Raw genomic sequence first — 22142 nt, 5'->3', positions numbered from 1 at the left:
ATGAGAAACAAACTTTTTACAGGGATTGTAATAGTATTGTTAGTAGTGCAAAATGGATTTGCTCAACAAGCAAAGAAGCCAGAAACAAACAAATCAGAAGCAGATACAATGCATCTGAGCAAAATAGTTATTAATCACGTCGACTTTAGAAAAAAAATAATGAAAGTCGATTTAAAAATGTCACCCGTAAATTCTGCGCAAGATTTATTGCGAAAAGTTCCTGGACTTTTTATTGCGCAGCATGCAGGAGGTGGTAAGGCAGAACAAATATTTTTGCGAGGTTTTGACAATGATCACGGAACTGATATCAGTGTTATGGCTGACGGAATGCCGGTAAATATAGTCTCACACGCACATGGACAAGGATATGCCGATCTGCATTTTCTGATTCCGGAAACGATCAAAGATATTGATTTTGGAAAAGGAGCTTATTATGCCGATAAAGGAGATTTTAATACCTCAGGTTATGTCAATTTTAGCACGTTTGACAGATTGGATAACAACCTTTTCAAAATTGAAGGAGGTTCTTTTAATACGATGCGAGCTGTTACAATGCTTAATCTTTTAGATAAAAACGATAAGGATAAAAGTTTCTATGTAGCAGGTGAATTCAATTATACAGATGGGCCGTTTGATGTCAAACAGGATTTTACACGAGTTAATTTTTTAGCGAAGTACAGCCAATGGATTGATGAAAAACAATATATCTCTATTTTAGGATCTACTTTTTCTTCAAATTGGAATGCTTCGGGACAAATTCCGGAAAGAGCAGTTGAAGAAGGAATTATAAGCAGATGGGGTTCAATCGATCCAACTGAAGGCGGAAGAACTTCGAGGACAAATCTTGCCATAAAATATAAATATTTAGCCAATGAGAATGAAGAGTTTTCAAGCAATTTATTTTATTCTAAATATAATTTTAATCTGTTTTCGAATTTTACTTTTTATTTAAATGATCCTGTTTATGGAGATGAAATTCAACAGACTGATAATCGTTCTATTTATGGATTAGAAAACAAATATGTTCGAAGATTTGAGTTTGAGAATAGCAGTATGACTTGGACATCAGGAGCGGGTTTTCGTTTTGATGATATCAAGGATTTACAATTAAATCATGTCTTTCAGCGCGATTTACTATTAGATAGAATGTCTGATGGATCTGCGAATGAAGTCAATGTTCACGGTTATACTTCACTTGATTATAGAGTGGGGAAATGGCTCATTAATCCATCAGCGAGATTAGACTATTTTACATTTAGTCTTCATGATCGTCTGGCTAGTTTGCCTGCGGCGAAAGAAGCATCAGCGGCTAGAATAAGTCCGAAACTGAATATTTCTTATACGCAGAACAGCAATGTGCAATGGTATATCAAATCTGGTTTTGGTTTTCACTCCAACGACGTAAGAGTTGTCGTGGCGCAGGATGGAAAAGATATTCTTCCGTATTCTTTTGGAAGTGATTTTGGAGTTATCCTTCGCCCAATAGAAAATATGATTATCCAGCCTGCGATTTGGCACATGTATCTACAGCAAGAATTTGTTTATGTTGGAGATGAAGCTGTAGTAGAACCATCAGGAAAATCACGTCGTTTAGGTTTTGATCTGAGTTTAAGATACCAGCCAATTTCATGGTTGTATTTAGACGGAGATCTTAATTATGCTCATGCTCGTTTTATTGACGAGCCAAAAGGAGAAGATTATATTCCGTTAGTTCCAACTCTTACGAGTACTGGAGGTATTGCAGTAAAACTTCCTTCTGGTTTCTCGGCAAACTTGAGATACCGTTATATGGATTCTCGTCCTGCTATCGAAGATAACTCGGTAAGAACACGCGGTTATTTTGTAAATGATTTGGTACTGGCTTATGGAAAAAGAAAATGGGAAGTAAATCTACAATTTCAAAACATCTTTAACACCAAATGGAACGAAGCGCAATTTGAAACCGAGAGTAGACTTAGAAATGAGACTGCATCAGTATCAGAATTGAATTTTACACCAGGAACTCCTTTCGCTGTAAAAACAGGAATAAGTTACAAATTTTAAATTTTAGAAAATATGAATAAAGTGTCTGCAAGAAGCAAATTGCTCTTGGCAGCGCTTATTTTCGTGGTCACAATCAGTAATTCATACGCACAGTTAAGTCCTCCAGGCTTGGGAGAAGCAAAAAATGCTTCTTGGTTTGCCTTTGGAGTCAGGCAATCTTTAGATTCACTTAAGCAAAAAGAATCGACCACTTATGTAGGCGTTGGGCTAAAAAGCAGTCCAGACGAGAGTAATCCATTTTCAAAAATGGCTATTCTGGTCATCAATGAGGAAATTTCAAATCGTTACAAAAAGAACTGGGAATACTCCTATGCACTAAGTTACAGACGATCTAATAATTACGATTCAGCATCTCCATACGAGACTTTAGATCCGGCAATCGAACAGGAATTTAGAGTATATGGCCGTTATTCGTACATCATGCAAGGCAACGGATTCAAATGGAAAAACACGGTAAGACAAGAATTCAGGAAATTTTTCAATCCTGATTTTAGTAATGTCGAAGAGAATTTTCAGTTGCGAACGAGATTAAAAACACAGCTGACTCTGGATTTAGGAACTACGAAAACACATCATATCATAGGTGGCGCCGAAATGCTTTTTGCTATCAGTAAAGAAAATGAGCCAGAAAAGCAATGGTCAAAATTTGATTACAAAGAAAGCAGGTTAACGCTTTATTATTCGCTGAGTCCACATGAGATTCCATTTGTTTTCGATGTCGGTTACATGTATAATCTTATTGGTAAAGGCTCTGATATTTCAGATGTGAATTACCTAGCCGTAGATATAATTTGGAAGAATCCTTTTGGGAAATAATAAAAAAGTCCAGCACTTAACTCGTTGTGCGAAATTATTTAAACACATAGAAACATAGTTTTTTAAACTTAAAAAGGCGTTTCACTTACAATATTGCACATAGAGCTATGTGTTAAAGCTAACTTTTTCTATAATCTTAAACAGAAGCAATAAAACCTATGTTTCTATGTGTTAAAATTAAATTTTGTTCAATTCATCAAAAGTGGCAGTCATAAAAAAGTAATAATTAAAACAGAAAAACAAACAAATTATGAGCGAAATTAAAAAGAATTCGAGGAACACAGAAAACGCTCCAAAGAGCCCATTTTCTACGCAGACAGTAGCATTTTCTCATTACAACAATTTTTCGGCACAATTGCCTGTAGATCCTAAAACGGGAGAAATTGTAAGCAGCGATATTAAAGAACAAGCCAAACAATGTTTGACAAATATTCAGGCGATTGTAGAAAGTATTGGTCACGTTATGGATGATGCAGTAAAATTGACTGTTTTCCTAAAAAATATTTCAGACATTGAAGCAGTTGACGAAGTGTACAAAACATTTTTCAAAAAAGAACTTCCAACACGTACAACTGTTCAAGTAGCAGCTTTACCACTAGAAGGCGCTTTAATTCAGATTGATGCCCTTATCTCAAATGGAGAAGGAACAACGCCGCAAAAAGCTTTAGATCTTGTAAAAGTGACCAGAAATACAGAAAACGCACCAAAAAGCATTCACGCGCATTCAGTAGCATTTTCTCATTACAATAATCTTTCTGCTCAATTGCCAATTGATCCAAAGTCTGGTGAAATTGTAGCTGGCGGTGTAAAAGAGCAGGCAGAACAATGTTTAAAAAACATCCAAGCAATCTTAGAAAGCATCGATCATGTTATGAATGATGTCGTTAAAACGACTGTTTTCCTAAAAGATATTTCAGATGCTGAGGCAGTAAGCGAAGTTTTAGCAAAATTCTTTCCAAGTTATGTTCCAGCAAGAACCATTGTGAGCGCTTCAGCTTTACCATTAAATGCTTTAGTGCAGATTGATGTTGCGGTTTCTCATGGTGACGGAACACCTCCACAACTTCCAGAAGATGCACGCTTTTTAGTAATTGAAGCAAACAACACAGAAAATGCACCAAAAACGGTATATTCACATACTGTTGCCTATTCACATTATAATCATATTGCAGGTCAATTGCCTTTGGTTCCAGAAAACAATCAATTAGTTGGAAGCGGAATTAAAGAACAAGCTTCACAATGTTTGAATAACATCAAAGCAATTGTAGAAAGCATAGATCATAAAATGGATGATATTGTGAAAGTCAACATTCAGCTTAAAAATGTAGCTGATATTTCGGGTGTAAACGAAATCTACACTTCATTTTTCAGCGGTGATTTGCCAGCAAGAACGGTAATTGTAGTTTCAGCAATTCCGATGGATGCTTTAATTCAAATTGATGCTGTTGTTTCGAACAGTGAAGGCACTCCAGCTTAATTGACAGCTGAAAATAATATTTTTTAAGTAGAGTCTTTTTAGACAAAAAGCGCTTATTACAGGATTGTTAAAGATTCTATATAAGCGTTTTTGTTTTTTAGAAATAAAAAAAAGATCAGTGATAATTTGCGTTTTCGCAAAGCGAATCTGTTTCATCCGTGTTCTGATCGCAGAATTTTTTTAACACATAGAAACATAGATTTTATTGTCTGTGTTTAAGATTACAAAAAAAGCAAGCTTTAACACATAGCGCTATGTGCATTAAAATTAGTGAAAACGCCTTTTTTAAAGCATGCAAAAGCTATGTTTCTATGTGTTAAAAAAAATACTAGTGTTTCAAAAACTGCAATCGATAATCAGAAGGAGATTGTCCCGTCACTTTTTTAAACATACGCGAAAAATAAGAAGGCGACTGAAAATGCAATTCAAAAGCTATTTCGGCAATTTCTTTTGAATTATCCTGCAAAAGAATCTGACTGTGCTGAATCGTAATTTCATTTATCCATTGTTTTGGCGCTTTTCCAGTAGTTTCTTTCACGCATTTGTTCAAATAATTATCTGATATTTTTAGGAGATTCGAATAGAAATCGATGTTTTTATGTTGAATGTGGTTCTTCTGCACCAATTCCCTAAAATGAAAAGAAATAAAACTGGTTCGATTAAGCGATTTATTATCGGTATTTTCTGTTCGTATAATCTTTAACAACGCCGATTGAAGAAGTGCAATCGTAATGGCATTAATATGTTCGGCTTCGTTTAATTCTTCTTCCAGCAATTCAAACAAACGAATCAACCAATTAATTTTATTAGGATCTAAAATCGAAAAAGGAGAGGTGTAAAAAAAGTTGAGATCACTTGTATTTAAAGCAATCTCAGTCACAACCTCATTTTCATAAATCACAAAAAAACCTTCAACATCATCTGATAATTCTAATGTTGCTGTAAAATTTCCTTGTTTAATACTCAGCGCCTGATTGGCATGAATTTGAAAAACATCTGTTTCCAGTTGCTGTTTTAAATATCCTTTTGTTACAAAAATCAGAAAGTTAAAAGTAGTCTGGTACGGATTAACGGGGATTACAATTTTCTTTAAGTATTTTTCAATTCGGTATAATTGTACATTGGAGTTATTAAAAAGATTATGAGTCGTTATATCGGGAAGAAAGAACTTCTTATACTCATAATTGCTAATTAATTTAGGGTTATTCTTCATGCGGATTCAATTTTCTGCTTTAGTTGTAAATGCAAAATATGTAGTTCGTGATAAGGCATAAAAGACAGCGTCTTAAAATGAGATATACAACTAAAAACAGATCACTAAGTTACGTTATTTTTATCGATTTAGGTTAAAACAATTACCGAAGAATCAATTAAAAACCTTTTTTAACTTATCTTCGCTTTTTATACATTCCAAAAACATTCAACATTTTTAAAATCTAATTTGTGAAAAATAATCATGATGCTGTAGAAGAAACTCAGCTTAAACGTGGACTCACTAACCGACACATTCAGTTAATTGCCTTAGGAGGATCTATAGGAACAGGTCTTTTTCTTGGTATTGGCCCAGCAGCCGTATTAGCAGGACCATCTGTTATTTTAGGATATGCTATTGCCGGAATTATCGCCTTTTTTATAATGAGACAGCTAGGTGAAATGGTGGTTGAAGAACCGGTTTCAGGAAGTTTCAGCTATTTTGCCTATAAATACTGCGGTTCATTTGCTGGTTTTGCATCAGGTTGGAATTATTGGATTTTGTATATTCTGGTAAGTATGGCCGAACTTACTGCCATTGGAGTTTATGTACAATTTTGGTGGCCCGAAATTCCGCTTTGGGCATCCAGTTTGTTTTTCTTTCTGGTGATTAATGCTTTGAATTTTGCTTCGGTAAAAGTTTATGGAGAAACAGAGTTTTGGTTTTCTATCATAAAAGTGGTTGCTATTATAGCCATGATTCTTTTTGGTACTTATTTGCTAGTAAGTGGAACAGGAGGAGAGCACGCTACGATTCATAATTTATATAACGACGGAGGTTTCTTCCCAAAAGGGTTGTTTGAAAAAACAGCAACTGGAGATTTTCAAGGTTTATTGTCTGCAATGGCGTTGATTATGTTTTCTTTTGGTGGTTTAGAACTAATTGGAATTACCGCTGCTGAAGCAGAAAATCCAGAAAAAAACATTCCAAAAGCGACCAATCAGGTTATTTATAGAATTCTTATCTTTTATGTGGGTGCGTTGGTTATTCTGTTTGCTTTGTCACCTTGGAGACAAATTACAACAGACAGCAGTCCGTTTGTAATGGTTTTTCAAAATTTAAATGGAATGGAATTTACGTTGTTTGGACAGAAAATCTTTTTTACAAAGCTTATCGCGAATGTGCTTAATTTAATTGTATTAACTGCCGCTTTATCTGTATATAATAGTAGTGTTTACAGCAACTCTCGTATGTTGTTTGGTTTAGCAGATCAAGGAAGCGCTCCAAAGTTTTTAAAGAAGCTAAACAAACAATCTGTACCAGTTAATGCAATTTTAATTTCGTCTTGTTTTGCTGCGATCTGTATTTTAATCAATAAGGTAATTCCGGAAGAAGCTTTTAGTATTTTAATGTCTTTAGTTGTTTCTTGCTTGGTGATTAACTGGGTTATGATTTCGTATACACATCTAAAATTTAGACAAGCTAAAGACCAGGAAAACACCAAAACTAAGTTCGCTTCGATATTTTATCCCGTAAGTAATTATATCTGTTTCGCCTTTTTATTGGGTATTTTAGCCATCATGTGGATGACGAATATGAAAATATCCGTAGAATTAATTCCGATTTGGTTGGGTATTCTTTTTGTGTTTTACAAAGCTTTTAAAGCGAAAAATGCCTAAGTTTTTACTATGATTGTTTTTCTATATCAATGTGTAGATAAGCTTTGTACATGGGTTGCCAATCGTCGAAAACAAAAAAAGTTGCCATTTGTTCAGAGGATTAACGTAGTTCAGTATCCTGATAGAATTTTCTTTGAAACCCATTATCGGATAATAAACTCCTATTCTGTAAGATCAAATGAAATTACAATATTAGAAATCAATTCATCAGATTCTGAAATTGGTAAAACAATTCTCAAGCATCTTGATTTATCTAAAATAATAAAGAAATTTACAGATCAACAGCGTACAGAATATTATGAGGCTTACAAAAAAATTACAGGATTTAAATCTGAAAAAGCTCAGATGAAAGATTCATTACTGGTCTCTATTAGTCGCCAAAATAATCAAATTACATTCTGGCCAACGATCAATGGAGGGACAGATGGAGATCGAAAAGGGTATCATTTCTTAGAAGAAGGAAGAATTGTAATTGGAGATCATGAAGATTTTGAATCAATTGGAAAAACATTAAAATTAGCCTTGAAAAAATGTAGTTGAACTTATTGAAATTTACACCTCGATCGTGCAATTTATTTATGCACAAATCCATTGATAGTATTGTCTAGAGATAGTTATTGTAAACGTACTTCTGAATTCAAAACGTACGTTCTCAAGCTTGATGCTCACACGTGTGGTGGGCTTTTCTGAATATTATCATTATTTTTTAATCATTTAAAAGAAAATTTTCTTACATTTATAAATCTAACTGTTTCAGCGATAGTGTTTTATTGCTGCGGATAGACAAAAGCTTATATTGCCCCCCGGTATAAATTTTTGCAGATTTTTAAATTTTTATCTAACTGCATAATTTTTTAAGCTATGATGTTACAGCAGCCAAATTCTCGTAAACTTATTTATCTGGCCGAAGACGATGACGATGACAGAATCTTATTTTTGGAAGCTCTAAAGGAACTCCATCCTGAAATTGCGGTCAAAGTATCAGAAGACGGGCAACAACTTTTAGACAATCTTCGTCAAACGGTTCAGGATAAACCTGAAATTATATTTCTGGACATCAATATGCCTTGTAGAAATGGTTTTGAATGCCTCAAAGAAATAAGAAGCGGAGAACGTTTTAGTGATGCAAAAATAGTTATGTTTTCTACCAGTAGCAGCACCATACATATTGAGTTGTCTTATAAACTGGGAGCCGATTATTATGCTGTAAAACCTGGCTCTTACCAAGAACTTAAGGATCTACTTCGTGATATCTTGGCGATAGATTGGAGCACTCCGCGAAAGGATAAAAATGAATTTCTTTTGGTTTGCCGAAAGATTGATGTGATATAAGAAGCGATCATATAACGATAGCACGGAAACTTTTTCCGTGCCCATTTCTAAATAAATGAAAATAAGTATTCCGTATGAAGAGTTTAAAGAAATCTTAAATAAAAATGATGCACATATTTTAGGGCATATTATAAATGTAGATTTGAAACAAAAAAAAAGCCATATTTATTACGCATTTGACAATTTGGATGTTTTTATTAAAACATCTAATTTCAATGTAGATCTCACACTTTATGGTGATAATCATGTAACAAATGAAAGTGAAATATATCTTTTTAATTCTGAAGAATCTTTTTTAGAATCTCTTAATGAAAAAGAAGTAAAGGAGATTAACACTCCTTATTTTAAGTATCGTAAGATTTTTAAAAATCCAGCTTTATTTAGGGAAGTTCTTGTGACGGAATTATTTTTAAATCTAAAACTAGAAATGCCAAATAAGATTTCAGAAACGAATCTAGATGAGTTTAATAAAGCGTTATATGATTTTGGATATGATAACGCTAAAAGCTTTTTGTATATACATTTGATTATCTTTTGTGGAGAATTTTTAAATGAAATTGAGAATAATAAAGGCCGATGGACTTCATACACAAGTTCCAGTTATCCATTAATGAGTATTCCTGAATTTATAATGGCCAATAATCTTTCTACTAAAATTTCTATAAACCATTTTTTGGGTAAAGATCTAATCGAGGCGTTTGATAAGAACCAAGCTAATAAGACTTATATTTATAAAATCGAAAATGTGTTCGAATTTAATACTGATTGGCAAAAATTTAGAACGCATATAGCTATAAAAAGTAAGAGACAAAGTAATTAGATTAATCTCAATCGTGCAGATATATTTCCTGCAACGATATCGTAGAATTATACGTATTTTATAATGCTTAAATGTTAAGTTTACTCAACTTTACAGACACGGATTGCAAATCCGCGCTAATGGGAATGGGTTGGGATAAAGGAATTTATTCGGAATTACTGCCCGTAACAAATAAAACTAAATAAAAAAAATAACAATGACACAACTAATTTTAATACTATTGGCAATGATAGTCATAGGCGCGGCTACATATATCACTAAATATAAAGGTAAAGGTATGCCGAAGGTAGGAATTAAAAGAGATAATAATTCAGAATATTTTAAAGATTACCTTAATTTGAAGTTATATTGGACTTCTTTGGGTTCTATTTTTATGGGTATTTTACTTTTACTTGTAATATTGGTATTGGAACTGGCGAATATTTAAAACAAAATCAGAGTTATATATACTTTAGGCATGATATACTTTGTGGGCACGGATTGTAAATCCGCGCGATCGGGTTTAATAATTTAATTTTATATTTGAAATCTAATTAAACTCAAAAATGGAAATTGTATTAATTATTCTGGTAATTTTTCTATTATTTTATGTCCCTAAATATTTTAGGAAACGTAAATAAAAGGCTTTTTTTACAAGTCTATAGTGCAGATATATTTCCCGCAACGATAGCGCGGAAATTCTTTCCGTGCACATTTCTATTATCTATAAAGCTGGATTTTCTTTTTTTAAATCTGTTAAAATATACTTTGCGGGCACGGATTGCAAATCCGCGCTATCAAGATAAATAAAATTCAAGAAAATTGAATAATCTATTTACTGCGCAAAAACATTGCGTACTAAATAAATATCTTTGTCTAATAGATTAGTTATACGCAAATTAGATGAAATTTTTATTTAAACGAAAAGTTTATGGAAAAGAATGTTACAAAAATACCAGCCAACAATATTGTAATCAATTTTTATTGTTTCATTGGAGAAGCTGTATTTAAAACCCAAATGGTTGAACAAGCTTTGAGTCATTCAATTACTCTTAAAATGAATCCTGCAGAAACAAAAGAACGAGCGGATGAATTTTTAAAGAAAAACCAGAGTTATACTTTAGGCAAGGCTATTGGAATTGCAATTAGTGAAAATTTATATAATTTGTCTTTACAAGATGAATTAAATGCCTTTTTAGAGCAAAGGAATTGGTTGATTCACAAACTTATGATTGGAAACGAAGAGGATTTCAATGCTGGTAATATAAAAGAGGAATTGTTAAATAAAATTAAAGATATTTCCGATAAAGCAGAAAGTATTCAACGTGTCATTCAATATGATTTGATAGACTTTTGTTCTTCTAAAGGAAAAGATATGCCAGAAATCCGCGCATTATTAAAATTATAAGATCAAGGAATAAGAATTCGAAAGTAGTCTTTATCGTGTACTAAACACCGAAAAAATTGTAAATAATAAAAAGATCTAGTATGTCATATGAATATCAGTTAACAGTAACAAGATACTACACGGAAAGATATGTAATGATTGGAGTTGGTACTTCAGATTTAGATCAAGCATCATCTTTATCTGAAATGTCAATAAACGAGATTACAAAGACACTAACTGAATTAAATGAAGTTATTTCTGGTAGTCTAGAGTATTTAGATTGGGGTACAGATTTATTCTATGTATTTTCTGAAGCAGCAATATCTCGATATGGAGATTTTGACAAAGTAGAAAGATATGAAGTATCTACGATAGGCTTGAGAGATTTTTTAATAGAATTAAAAAGATTTAAAGAACAATGTCTTGCAGACGATTACTATAAAGCCATAGTTGGTGAAGCTTTTGCTGCAATAAAAGCTAATCCATCAAAATACAAAAGATGGTCAACATCAGATACTGATTTTTTAATTACTTTGAACAATATAATTTTTAGTTTAATATTACAATCTAATGATTTCAATTTAACACAAAGTCAATACGTTGCTCAATTAGAAAGAGAATTTTAATCTCCACGTTGACGCAAGCGTCCGATCGCGAACGAAAAGTATAAACAATATATTATGATATATGAATATCAGATACTCGTAACAAAATATTCAATAAATAGAGCAGTAATGATTGGAGTAAGTACTTCAGATTTAGATCAGGCATCAGCTTTATCAGATATGAATTTAAGCCATATAACAGAAACTTTAGGTGAATTAAATGCGGTTATTGCAGGACAGTTAGATTATTTGAATTGGGGTACAGATTTATTTTATGTATTTTCCAAGAGTACAATATCTCGGTATGGAGACTTTGATAAAGTAGAAAGACACGAAGTGCCTACCTTAGGTTTGAGAGATTTTTTAATAGAGTTAAAGAATTTTAAAGAACAATGTCATGCAGGAGATTATTATAAAACCTTAATTGGTCAGGCATTTACCGCAATAAAAACCAATCCACTACAATATAAAAGATGGCCAACATCAGATATATACTATTTAATTACCTTGAATAATATAACATTTACTTTGGTATTGGAACCTAATGATTTCAATTTTACAGAAAGTCAATATATTGCTCAATTAAAAAGTGAATTTTAGCCCCCACGCTCACGCCAACGGGTTAACAGGAACACTCCAAACAAATCATTTATCTTTGATGACATTGTAAAACAATATAATCCGTAAAAATATAGACAATATGAAAAAGCAAGAAGAGCTAAACTTAAAATTTTATATGAAAATGGGATCTTTCAATGAATTAGGATATATTTTAGACTCGAGTAATGCAATTGGTAATTATAAAAGATTGAATATTCTTCAGTTTTTAGCTAAAGAAGTTATTGTTTATTTAATAGAGACAATAAATCAAATACAAAATAATCAACCTTATGACCCATATTTTTTAAATAGTGCAGAAGAATTTTCAGTATTTGATGTGAAATTTGTATTTCCTTACTTCTGGATTGATGGCCATGAAACAATTCACATGAACAACTTGAAATTATTGCTAATGGAATGGCTAGAATTTAGAGTATCTTAGAATAGTCCGGAAAACTTAAAAATATTTATATTGGATCAAGCAACCCCAATCACGAAGATATATCCCCACGCTCGCGCTAGCAGCGGGCTAAAATAAAACCTATAATTCTTAAAAAGATAAGACTATAACTTCATTATCATCTTGATACATTAAAATACTGTTTCCTACATAAAATGCAGAATTAATATCTCTTTTGAGTCTTTGTTTTAATTTTTCGAATTCTAAATCGTAGATGATTATATCAGAATTTCTTATCACACAAACTAATCTATCTGTAAGATAACCAGTGTGTAATGTGCCAAACGCCAAATAAGCATATTTAGTTTTAATTATTCGCATTGGTTTTTTATTATCTAGGACAGAATATTCCAAAATAGAAAAACTATCGGTGTAAAGTTTATCGTTCGTATATAGTAATACTACAAAACGATCTCCTTTTGAATTAAAACTTAAATGATGAAATGCTCCATTAAAGTCAAGGTCATCCATATCATAAATCAAATCAATAGTTTTTGAATGATTGATTTTAAATATTTTTACACCTTGAACACCATAAGTTACATCATGCGTTATAAAAGCAAATTGGTTTTTTACGTTCGTATTTGTAACTGATTCAATATACTCGTAACCACACCATTCTTTTTCTGGATAAATGAGATCATCACTCAATAAAACATCAAAAGAAACTTCATCTTTCTTCCAAAATATTTTTATGGGTTTGTAATTAAAATCTTCGTCCATAACCGAAATAAACTCATTTTCTTTATGATAAATTACGTATGTTTCATTATTAGTTGTAGAAAATTTTTTGTTATAAACTTTAATTCCATCAGTATCAAAATGGTAATAATTGATAATGTCAGCATTGATAAGAACTATTATCGTGTAATCTTTATCATCTTCTCTAAATGTTTCGATTGTAACATTTTTGTTAAACTCAGGTGAATGATAAAGTTTTAAATCAATTTCATTTAAAAAATTAAGTTCATGGTCGTATATTTTTAAATATAAAGAGTAATCTCTTGATGTCAATTGATATGTTTTCTTATTATGTGCATCAAAATGAATTGCTATTACTTCATAATTATATTGATAATCTAGAATGAAATACTCTTTATTTTCATAATTATTTACAGTGCTTATTTCATTTTTATCTTTGGAAAAATCATATGAACTTAAAATGATGTTGTTTTCGTTTGGATTTTTATTGTTTTTTGCTACATATAATACAATTGACGTGATACCGAAAAAAATAATTAGAAGAAAAAATATTATCATTTGAATCAAAATTTCAGAACCTTAATCATGAAAAAGTTCTAATAAAAGTTGTTTTTTAATAAGTCAGTTAAAAAATTGATGTGAAAAGTATTTTAGCTCCCAATAGCGATTAACAGATTTTAGAAGATCAAATGAGATTTTTATTCTAGTCCACCAAATGGGTTCTGTTTAAAGATAAATCATTTCCCAATCAACTTCTCCAACCTAACCATCATTTCATCCTTCTCCTTCAACATCCTTTCATACAAAGCAATCTTTTCTTCATGAAGTTTAATGAATTGATCAATTGGATTAACAACAGAACTCACATGTCCAGAATTGTTACCAACTGCTATTGCTCCTTCATGAAAAGTATTAGAAATAATATTTATGGCTTGTTCTTCATCAAAATTCTGAAAAGCTTCTACAGGAATTTTCAATACAGCTGAGATTTGTTTCAGTAGATTTTCTTCAATCACGTCTTTCTGCTCCAGCATCGAAATTTTCTTTTGGTTCCAGTCTTCGCCCAGGTCATAAGCCAATGCTTCCTGTTTTATGTTAAGCATTTCTCTAAAACGTTTTACGTTTCTTCCCTGATGTATTTTCTGTTCCATAATGAATATCAATTTTCTAAAAGCTCAAAGATAAAGCCGTGTAGTTAAAAATCCTGAGTTTCAAAGATAGAAAAATATACTATAAAAACGTATTGGTTTTTGTAAGATAATATATCTGTTTTATCGAATAGTTTATCTTTTAGAAAGCATGCAATTTCGCTTGAATATTTTAAATCCATGTAGTATGAAAAAGAATAAAATATCTTTCGAAATGAGTTTTTGGGCAGGATATAAGGCAGGAAATCCGTTTAAAGCCATTCATGCCTTTTTTGCTTTTGCAAATCTTGATTATTATAAACAGCATTTAGGCGAAGTAGTAATTCACTGTTATAAAACAAAAGTCTACAAACAAGACAATCCTTCAGATGTTTTTGTTTTATATACTATTTTGAGTTCTTTTCTCAAAGTGTGTTATTGCCTGAAAAAGAAAAGCAAAAAATGTAAAGTGGCTGCCTCTTTGAGGTCTGAAACGGTTTTTCTTCTTTCTTCCTTAACAAAAGAAGAATACGAGAATCCTTTTATGGTATTTCAAAAAGCTTTCGACGAAAAAACGCTAGAAGAATTTGAGTTATTTCTCTATCAAATCGTTGAGTTTTCCTTGTCTCCACATGCCGCAGATCCCGATCCAGACTTAACGACACCTTATGTTCATTTAATCAGAATGCTCGACGCGGTAGAACTCATAAGAGAACGAGGCGTTGAGAAAATCAAGAAAACGATTCCTGTTGATGCTGTAACGGAATAAAATATCCTTTAGCCAAACGATTATGCTTTTTTCAAACTCTTGATCTATATCAAGTTTTTACTTATCTCGAATCAATTTACAGTTTAGGCATTAAGCGGAAATTTGTAAAATAATTTAATCTTTAAAAATAACAAAATGGAAAATAGTATAAAAAAAGGCACTTCGAATAGCCATGACAAAACCGAAAAAACAGAAATTACAGTAAGCGCTTATTATAAAGTTCATCCAGAAGACAGACATATTTTTATAGACGCAGTTATTCCAGAAATGATTGCAGCTAATAAATTGGAAGGTTGTATTTACTACGCTTTTTCGCAAGATTTGACAGATGAAAACACTTTCCATCTTTTGGAAGGTTGGAGAGATCAGGAAGCTTATGAACGCCACGAAAATTCAGAAACATTTTTGACAGCTCTAAGTACCATGGTAAAAAATGTTAGAATAGTGGATAGAGAAGGAGTGCGTTACGATGTTTCAAAAATGCATATTGACGATCCGAGAGAGAAAGTTTCATAATTAAAGTCACCGATAAAAGCCCATTCATTTGAATGGGCTTTTTGTATAATAAAAGATAGCGTGATTGTAACTTTTGAAGTTATTGGGGATAAAAAGTAACAGTTTCAGAACTTTAAATTGATTTAAAGTCGACACAAATCTAAAATCCGTCTAGGAAATAAGACCATCGATATATTTTATTTCTTCCTGCTTGTAATTTGATCTAATTTAGATTTTTGCTGCTGATCACTAAGAAAGCAGATTAGACTTTATTATTGCTTCAGTTTCTAAAATACATGAAAGTAGTGGCGATAATTCTCGTCTAGAATTTCATTTCACCATTATTAATTTAAAATACCCAATAACATGAAAGCTAAAACCTATTTCTATTGTTGTCTATTTTTAGGCGTTTTTACAATATCCTGTTCAAAAGATAACGATACTGATGACGATGATACTACTGTTACAACAGATAATCCTGTAACAATTAGTGCGACTGCTGCAAAAGGAACATCAGAAGGTTCGTCTGAAACTGGCGCAAACGCCGATGATCTGTTGGCTAATTCAACCTTTAGTGCTACAGTTAAAATTACGTACAATGGTACAACTGCCACTGTAGAAAATGCAGTAACAGGAGTAACAGTTGCCACTTCTGGCGCAGATGTTACAATTACTTCTACTGTAGCCGAAGTTGCTTATGAAGTAACCGGAACTACGACTGATGGAATGCTGAAAATTTATAGCGATAAAAAATATAAACTGACCTTAAATGGTGTTTCTATCAAAAATAATGATGGACCAGCAATCAATATTCAGTCTGGTAAACGCGCTTTTATTGTCTTAAGCGGAACCAATACTTTGGAAGATGGAACGACTTATGCTACCTCAACCGAAGATCAAAAAGGAACTTTTTTTAGTGAGGGTCAGCTTATTTTTTCAGGCAGCGGAATTCTTAATGTTGCAGGAAATAACAAACATGGTATTGTATCCGATGATTATGTGCGTGTACAAAGCGGAACGATTAATATAACGAAAGCTTCTTCAGATGGTATTCATACAAATGATGCGGTTTATATTGACGGAGGTACTTTAAATATTAAAGCCTCTAGTGACGGAATAGAAGCTGAAGAAGGACATATTATCATCAATGGCGGAAACATAACGATCAATGTTGCCGATGATGGAATAGTGGCTTCGTATGATACTGATAACACGATTGATCCTTATGTTGTAATCAATGGCGGAACTATTAATATCACTACAACAGGTACGGGAGGCGAAGGAATAGAAAGTAAAAGTGTCTTGACAATCAATGACGGAGAAATCTATATCAAAGCTGTAGATGATGGAATAAATGCAGGTGATGCTATTTACATCAATGGAGGAACAATTGTGTCCTACAGTACAACAAATGATGGTATTGATTCTAATGGGACGCTTACCGTAACGGGCGGAAAAATCTTTGCCATAGGCGCCAAAAGTCCAGAAGAAGGTTTTGATTGCGATAATAATACATTTAAGATTACAGGAGGTTTGTTGATTGGAGCAGGAGGAGCAACAAGTTCGCCAACTGCAAGTGTATCTACACAAGCTTCTGCTATTCTGGGAAGTGGAAATTCTGGGACTATATATAGTGTATTAGATAGTGATAATGCAGAGGTCATGACTTTTAAATCACCTGTGAGTTTTACGACATTATTATTGTCTGGTAGTAAATTCAGTTTGGGTAAAACCTACAGATTGGTTACGGTTTCTAGTGTTAGTAACGCATCTGAATTTAACGGATTGTACTTAGGAGGAACTTTTAGTAATCCGACATTATCTTCGAGTTTTACGTTGACTTCTATGGTGACTAAAATAGGAGGGAGTACGGGGCCTGGGAGATAAATAAAATGTCTGATTTCTAAAAATAGTTAATTTGACTAAAGTAAAAAAAGCCAGAATATTTCTGGCTTTTTTAAGTTTTATAAATTAGTTTTTGTTTGCAGCTTCATACTCTTCATCAGTAACTGGATTGAGCCAAGTTACAGGTTTTAAATAAATATTTTTAAATACGTATTTGTTTAATTAAGTATTAATACTTATGTTTGTAAGTATAAGTATCTATTTTTAGTTCAAGAATTAACTAATAATCTAAATTTACAAAGTATGATGGACTATATCACACCGAAGGAAGTTGCAGAAAATATGATGACAACTGCAATCAACAAATCAAAATTGAGCATTAAGGATTTATTAATTAGAGGAGCTTTATCTGGAGCTTTGTTGGCAATTTCCGTAGCTCTTGCCTTAATGGCAACTACACAAACTTCATTAAGTCTTATTGGAGCATTTGTATTTCCTGTCGGATTTGTAATTATCGTTATTCTTGGTCTGGAATTAGTAACAGGAAGTTTTTCATTAGTACCATTAGCTTGGCTTGAAGGAAAAATATCAGGGGCAAAAATGCTTAAAAATCTAAGTTGGGTATTTATTGGTAATTTACTTGGAAGCTTATTGTTTGCGGTTTTATTTTGGGCGGCTAGTACAGAAACTGGACAAATAAAAGAACTAGGCTTAATTGAGCAGGCGATAATAAAAATTAGCGAGAAGAAAACTATTGGTTACGCTGGTCATGGAATGTTGGGACTCTTTTCTGCTTTTGTAAAAGCTATTCTTTGTAATTGGATGGTGTGTATGGGAGTAATTATGTCTATGACTTCAAAGTCAACTTTAGGGAAAATATTGGCAGCAGGTATTCCCATTTTTATCTTTTTTGCATTAGGATATGAGCATGCTGTCGTTAATATGTTTGTGATTCCAGCAGGTATGATGTTCGGTGCTAAAGTAAGCATAGGCGATTGGTGGTTGTACAATCAATTAATCGTAACAGCGGGTAATATAGTCGGAGGATTACTTTTTACAGGAATGGCGATTTATTATACGCATACAAATAAAACTAAGTCGGTGATTAATGAATAATTATAATCTGATATTGGATATAATTTAAAGTTGATTTAGAGAATAATATCATTTAAAATTTTCGGTTGAATACGTCATTTAAAAAAAATGAAAAGCCGTTTCAAAAGTAATTTTGAAACGGCTTTTGTTATAAATAGAATTATTAAAAAAAGAATACTAATTATTTGCTAACTGGAAGCCAGTCTAGACTTGTAAATCCTCCTGGACTGTCAAGAGTTAAGGATGGAGTCATTGTAGCAGTTTCTGCATCGAATTTGTATACAATTCCGCTTATAGAAAATGTAGTCATATCGATAATGTTTATTCCTAAATATCCAGTTTTTCCGTCCAAAGGAGAATAATTATTACTGTATTCGGTAGTACGGTAAATAGAAGAAGGATCTGGTGCGCCTGTTACCGCTTTATAAGTAGAATTATAAACATTCACAATCGCAAAACTAATAGGATTGGTAAGTCCCATGGTGGTACCGTATGAATCTGGATTATTACCCATTGTTAGCAAGAAATTACCTTTTCCAAGATACAGTTTTTGAAATACATATTTACCTCCCGAAGCTGCAGTGATATCGAAAAAGTAAGATTTATCATATTCTGTAGTTCCTTTTTTGATTTTCATAAAAGCCGCTGGAGTTTTTTTGCTGTAAGCTCCAGTTTTATCTGGTCCTAGTTTTGTTCCTAAAACGTATAAATCTCCAAGTTCATCTACTTCCATACCGCTTCTGAAATAAGCTCCAATAGATCCTGTACGGGCATCTCTGATTACTTTTTCAAATTTCATTTCAGGATAACTGTATACTGCGATCATTGTGCTGTCAGGAGAAGCGCTTCTAAATGTTCTGGCACTTTCAATATTCCAGTAAGAGGCAAATAGTTTGTTTCCAACCTTTTTTAAATCAGTAAAAAATGCCTTTCCACCGTTTCCGGCCAATTTATTAGAATTGATTTCACCTCTGGCTACAATCTGAAGAGTTTTAGTATCTAGGCGGTACCAGCTGTTAAATTCTTCTTCGGGCTGCCATGCGTTTTTCATCATTAAAATATCGTCTCCCATAGTTCCGAAAGCATGCATCGTTTCAGTTTGGAAATCAGTTACTTTCTCTAGTTCTTTTGAAGCATTGATTTTATAAGCTGTAACAGCACCTGGAGCAGATCCTCCAAACATAAAACTGTAAATAAGACCGTTGTGTGTTAAGTAAGTACGCGAAGCACCATTTTGTTCTATTCCTCTTCCTGTTGTGGTAAGAACACCGTCTAAAGAAGAATTGGTGTACATTAAATCTGCTCCAGCAAGTCCTTTTTTTGCAGTTAAAACAAACATTCCTTCAACTGGTTCAGTTACTTCAGGTTCAGAAGGATTGTCATTTTTGTCACATGCTCCAAAAAACAGAGCAGCGCATATTAAAATTAAAAGTCTATTTGTCTTCATATTTATAAAATTTGAAATTGATTATTAGTATTTATTGATGAAATATCTGAGTTTAAGATAAAATGCCCTGCCTGGTTTCTGTAGGCTGAAATTGTCATAGAGTTTATTGTTGGTGAAATTTCTGCATTCTAAACCAATATTGAATTTGCCGTTTTTCACTGTGTACAACAAATTCAGATCATGTGAAATCTGCTCAGGAACGGTATATTTGGTTTTAGCCGCTCCTTGACTTGCCCAGTAGAGATAAAATTCATGTACATAAAGCATGTTGTAACCAACAGTAAATTTATCTGCCGATTTAAAGACATTTTTAAAAAACACAGAAGCATCTGCATTACCAAACAGATAAGGAATGTTTGGAATTCTTTCGCCATAAGTTTCACTTTTAATACGAAAGGAAGCAGGAAGATCGGCTCTGTAGCGCTGTTTGTCGCGAATATCCTGATAACTTGCATTGACACCAAAAGTGAAAAGCTGTCCGTAAGAATATCTGGCTTCTGCTTCTAATCCTGTATTTGAAACATCCATAAGATTACTCGCCACTGTTTTATTTTCTACATTATTAAACATGTAATAGATAAAATCTTTTGCATAGTAATAGGTCGCTGCTGCATTCAAATAAAGCTGATGATTTTCCATTGGAATGGTATAATTAAATCCAATGTTGAGGTTATCACTTGTTTCGGGTTTAATATTCCAGTTTCCTTCTTTGTTTACAAAGTCCCCAAAAAGATCTTCGCTTTCTGGAAGCCTGTTTGTTTTTTCGTAAGAAAACTTTAATTGAAGGGTAGGTTTTATCTGGTAGGAAGCTGCTAAACCATACCCGAGTTTGTCTATGTTGGAATTGACATTTCTGTAAACGGTATCCAGCGGATTTAGGATCGTTGTTTCAATCAGTGTCGTATTGGCATTTTGATGGAGATGTTTAGCAAATAAGGTAGCATTCCATTTTTCCGAAATATTGTATTGGTAACTTAAACCAGAAATATTCTTATTTGTTTTTTGAGGAATATTGTAAGGTCTTTGATCTAAGGCAACCAAGTTTTCTGTTTTACGATTAAAATGACTGTAAACGGTATTAAAAGCCAGATGATGTTTGTCACTAATTTTATAAGATGCAGTTACTGATCCATTTGCTGCATTATTCTTATAGATATTATGGGCATACCACAATTCACCGCCTTTGCCTTTATATTGAATAGAATCTCCCAGCCATCCATAACGAGCATGTACCGTATCAATACTTTGTTCTTTGCCTAGATTATAGCTGGCATTTATAATTACATCCAGATCTTTGGTAAGAAAGTCTTTCTTTAAGTATTTTAATGAAGGCATTATAATGTCTCCTTTAGTATGCCAAGCACCAAAAACGGTACGTAATTGCGCACCAGTCTGAATCTCCTGATAGTATTTTCCTAAAGTAATGCCTAACAAAAACTGATCGGCCCATTTTTTGTCTACTACTCCTAATTTCAGTATAGCAGTTTCATTGTGATATTGATCATGAAAACGTTTAACTACAGTATTAGGATAATATTTTCCTGTATGAACATCCGCAGCATCAACAGTTACTTTATAATCGTTGTCTGAGTAGTTTTGAAAAGCATTCAGCTGAACCGTAAATCCTTTCTTAGAGGTAAAGGCGGTATTTATATTGGTACGATGGGTATTAAAAGAGCCAAAAGAGTAGGAGACATCAAGATAATTTTTCAATCTGCTGCCTGTAACAATATTAACGGCACCTCCCAATGCGTCACTTCCCAGCCATACAGGTACTACGCCTTTATAGATTTCAATTCGCTCAGCAAAATTTACAGGAATATTGTTGATTTGAAATGAGGAACCAAAGTTGTCCATAGGTACACCATCCAGAAAAAATCGGATTCTTTTTCCTGAAAAACCATTGATAGAAAAGTCAAATGCAGAACCTACACCGCCTGTTTGACGAAGACGCGAGCCTGATACTCGGTCTAAAACACTGGAAATATCCAGAGAAGAATTGTGAAGTTTTTTGGCATCAACGGCTACAACATTAAAAGCTTGTTGGTTTACTTTCTGAGTAACAGATTTGCTGATAATTGTGGCAGTCTTAAGTTTTAAAGTATCTGCAGTAGAAGTAGAGTTGTTGGTTGGTTTTGTTTTATCTGATTGTCCACAAACAGAGAGAAAATTAATGCAACAAAGTAGAAGAGTAGAGTGTCTTATAAATTGTCTGAAAAGAATCGGTTTCAAAATAAATGCTATTACTATTTTTATTTAAACTAAATATAAA

21 protein-coding genes are annotated in these 22142 nt (G+C 32.8%); 16 read left to right on the top strand and 5 right to left on the bottom strand.

The window, feature by feature from the left end; genetic code table 11:
• From NQQ59_RS02085 to NQQ59_RS02075, 3 genes are all read left to right on the top strand, one after another.
• Complete coding sequence (locus NQQ59_RS02085) at nucleotides 1-2043, top strand: TonB-dependent receptor (protein WP_144213151.1); 2043 nt, start codon at nucleotides 1-3, stop codon at nucleotides 2041-2043.
• A 12-nt stretch (nucleotides 2044-2055) separates the two neighbouring features.
• Nucleotides 2056-2859, top strand: a complete 804-nt coding sequence (locus NQQ59_RS02080; protein ID WP_144213149.1) for a DUF2490 domain-containing protein — start codon at nucleotides 2056-2058, stop codon at nucleotides 2857-2859.
• A 250-nt stretch (nucleotides 2860-3109) separates the two neighbouring features.
• Nucleotides 3110-4336: a RidA family protein gene (locus NQQ59_RS02075; RefSeq protein WP_257698118.1), complete on the top strand. Its 1227-nt coding sequence runs from the start codon at nucleotides 3110-3112 to the stop codon at nucleotides 4334-4336.
• A 328-nt stretch (nucleotides 4337-4664) separates the two neighbouring features.
• Here the strand turns inward: NQQ59_RS02075 and NQQ59_RS02070 are convergent, their stop codons facing one another.
• The gene (locus NQQ59_RS02070) at nucleotides 4665-5549 is read right to left on the bottom strand and encodes a helix-turn-helix domain-containing protein (protein ID WP_144213145.1); all 885 of its coding nucleotides are present in this window, start codon (nucleotides 5547-5549) and stop codon (nucleotides 4665-4667) included.
• A 230-nt stretch (nucleotides 5550-5779) separates the two neighbouring features.
• On the opposite strand from NQQ59_RS02070, the gene NQQ59_RS02065 reads away from it, so the two are divergent.
• The 9 genes from NQQ59_RS02065 to NQQ59_RS02025 all read left to right on the top strand — a co-directional run bounded on the left by NQQ59_RS02065 (nucleotide 5780) and on the right by NQQ59_RS02025 (nucleotide 12372).
• Nucleotides 5780-7207, top strand: a complete 1428-nt coding sequence (locus NQQ59_RS02065) for an amino acid permease (protein WP_144213143.1) — start codon at nucleotides 5780-5782, stop codon at nucleotides 7205-7207.
• A 9-nt stretch (nucleotides 7208-7216) separates the two neighbouring features.
• Entirely contained in the window at nucleotides 7217-7747 is a 531-nt protein-coding gene (locus NQQ59_RS02060; protein WP_144213141.1) for a contact-dependent growth inhibition system immunity protein, read from the top strand.
• Nucleotides 7748-8068: 321 nt separating this feature from the next.
• Entirely contained in the window at nucleotides 8069-8539 is a 471-nt protein-coding gene (locus NQQ59_RS02055) for a response regulator (RefSeq protein WP_257698117.1), read from the top strand.
• A 55-nt stretch (nucleotides 8540-8594) separates the two neighbouring features.
• Entirely contained in the window at nucleotides 8595-9359 is a 765-nt protein-coding gene (locus tag NQQ59_RS02050; protein ID WP_144213139.1) for a hypothetical protein, read from the top strand.
• A gap of 226 nt (nucleotides 9360-9585) precedes the next feature.
• Nucleotides 9586-9786, top strand: coding sequence for a hypothetical protein (locus NQQ59_RS02045; protein WP_186296546.1), 201 nt, complete (start codon nucleotides 9586-9588; stop codon nucleotides 9784-9786).
• 483 nt (nucleotides 9787-10269) lie between these two features.
• Nucleotides 10270-10746, top strand: coding sequence for a hypothetical protein (locus NQQ59_RS02040; RefSeq protein WP_144213135.1), 477 nt, complete (start codon nucleotides 10270-10272; stop codon nucleotides 10744-10746).
• An 80-nt stretch (nucleotides 10747-10826) separates the two neighbouring features.
• Nucleotides 10827-11351 (top strand): hypothetical protein, encoded by a 525-nt coding sequence (locus NQQ59_RS02035; RefSeq protein WP_144213133.1) that lies wholly within the window; start codon nucleotides 10827-10829, stop codon nucleotides 11349-11351.
• Between the two features lie 108 nt (nucleotides 11352-11459).
• Nucleotides 11460-11930, top strand: a complete 471-nt coding sequence (locus NQQ59_RS02030; protein ID WP_144213131.1) for a hypothetical protein — start codon at nucleotides 11460-11462, stop codon at nucleotides 11928-11930.
• Nucleotides 11931-12030: 100 nt separating this feature from the next.
• Nucleotides 12031-12372 (top strand): hypothetical protein, encoded by a 342-nt coding sequence (locus NQQ59_RS02025; RefSeq protein WP_144213129.1) that lies wholly within the window; start codon nucleotides 12031-12033, stop codon nucleotides 12370-12372.
• A 108-nt stretch (nucleotides 12373-12480) separates the two neighbouring features.
• Here the strand turns inward: NQQ59_RS02025 and NQQ59_RS02020 are convergent, their stop codons facing one another.
• The gene (locus NQQ59_RS02020) at nucleotides 12481-13650 is read right to left on the bottom strand and encodes a hypothetical protein (RefSeq protein WP_144213127.1); all 1170 of its coding nucleotides are present in this window, start codon (nucleotides 13648-13650) and stop codon (nucleotides 12481-12483) included.
• Nucleotides 13651-13829: 179 nt separating this feature from the next.
• Nucleotides 13830-14243, bottom strand: a complete 414-nt coding sequence (locus NQQ59_RS02015; protein WP_144213125.1) for a helix-turn-helix domain-containing protein — start codon at nucleotides 14241-14243, stop codon at nucleotides 13830-13832.
• A gap of 184 nt (nucleotides 14244-14427) precedes the next feature.
• Between NQQ59_RS02015 and NQQ59_RS02010 the strand changes: the two genes are divergently transcribed.
• The 4 genes from NQQ59_RS02010 (at nucleotide 14428) to NQQ59_RS01995 (ending at nucleotide 18444) form a co-directional block, all read left to right on the top strand.
• A complete protein-coding gene (locus tag NQQ59_RS02010; RefSeq protein WP_144213123.1) occupies nucleotides 14428-14988 on the top strand; it encodes a hypothetical protein in 561 nt (186 codons plus the stop codon).
• Between the two features lie 135 nt (nucleotides 14989-15123).
• Nucleotides 15124-15504 (top strand): putative quinol monooxygenase, encoded by a 381-nt coding sequence (locus tag NQQ59_RS02005; protein ID WP_144213121.1) that lies wholly within the window; start codon nucleotides 15124-15126, stop codon nucleotides 15502-15504.
• Between the two features lie 345 nt (nucleotides 15505-15849).
• A complete protein-coding gene (locus NQQ59_RS02000) occupies nucleotides 15850-17370 on the top strand; it encodes a carbohydrate-binding domain-containing protein (RefSeq protein WP_144213119.1) in 1521 nt (506 codons plus the stop codon).
• Nucleotides 17371-17631: 261 nt separating this feature from the next.
• Nucleotides 17632-18444: a formate/nitrite transporter family protein gene (locus tag NQQ59_RS01995; protein ID WP_222104871.1), complete on the top strand. Its 813-nt coding sequence runs from the start codon at nucleotides 17632-17634 to the stop codon at nucleotides 18442-18444.
• 160 nt (nucleotides 18445-18604) lie between these two features.
• On the opposite strand, the gene NQQ59_RS01990 is transcribed toward NQQ59_RS01995, so the two are convergent.
• Both NQQ59_RS01990 and NQQ59_RS01985 read right to left on the bottom strand, forming a co-directional pair.
• Nucleotides 18605-19870 carry a DUF4374 domain-containing protein gene (locus NQQ59_RS01990; RefSeq protein WP_144213117.1) on the bottom strand — a complete coding sequence of 422 codons (1266 nt, stop codon included), beginning with the start codon at nucleotides 19868-19870 and terminating at the stop codon, nucleotides 18605-18607.
• 24 nt (nucleotides 19871-19894) lie between these two features.
• Nucleotides 19895-22102 (bottom strand): TonB-dependent receptor domain-containing protein, encoded by a 2208-nt coding sequence (locus NQQ59_RS01985; protein ID WP_186296545.1) that lies wholly within the window; start codon nucleotides 22100-22102, stop codon nucleotides 19895-19897.
• Between the last annotated feature and the right edge of the window lie 40 nt (nucleotides 22103-22142).

The organism is Flavobacterium panacis (assembly GCF_024649945.1).
GTDB classification, from domain to species: Bacteria; Bacteroidota; Bacteroidia; order Flavobacteriales; family Flavobacteriaceae; genus Flavobacterium; species Flavobacterium panacis.
The sequence above is the reverse complement of the archived record's forward strand: the minus strand, read 5'-3'. Positions and strand labels throughout refer to the sequence as shown.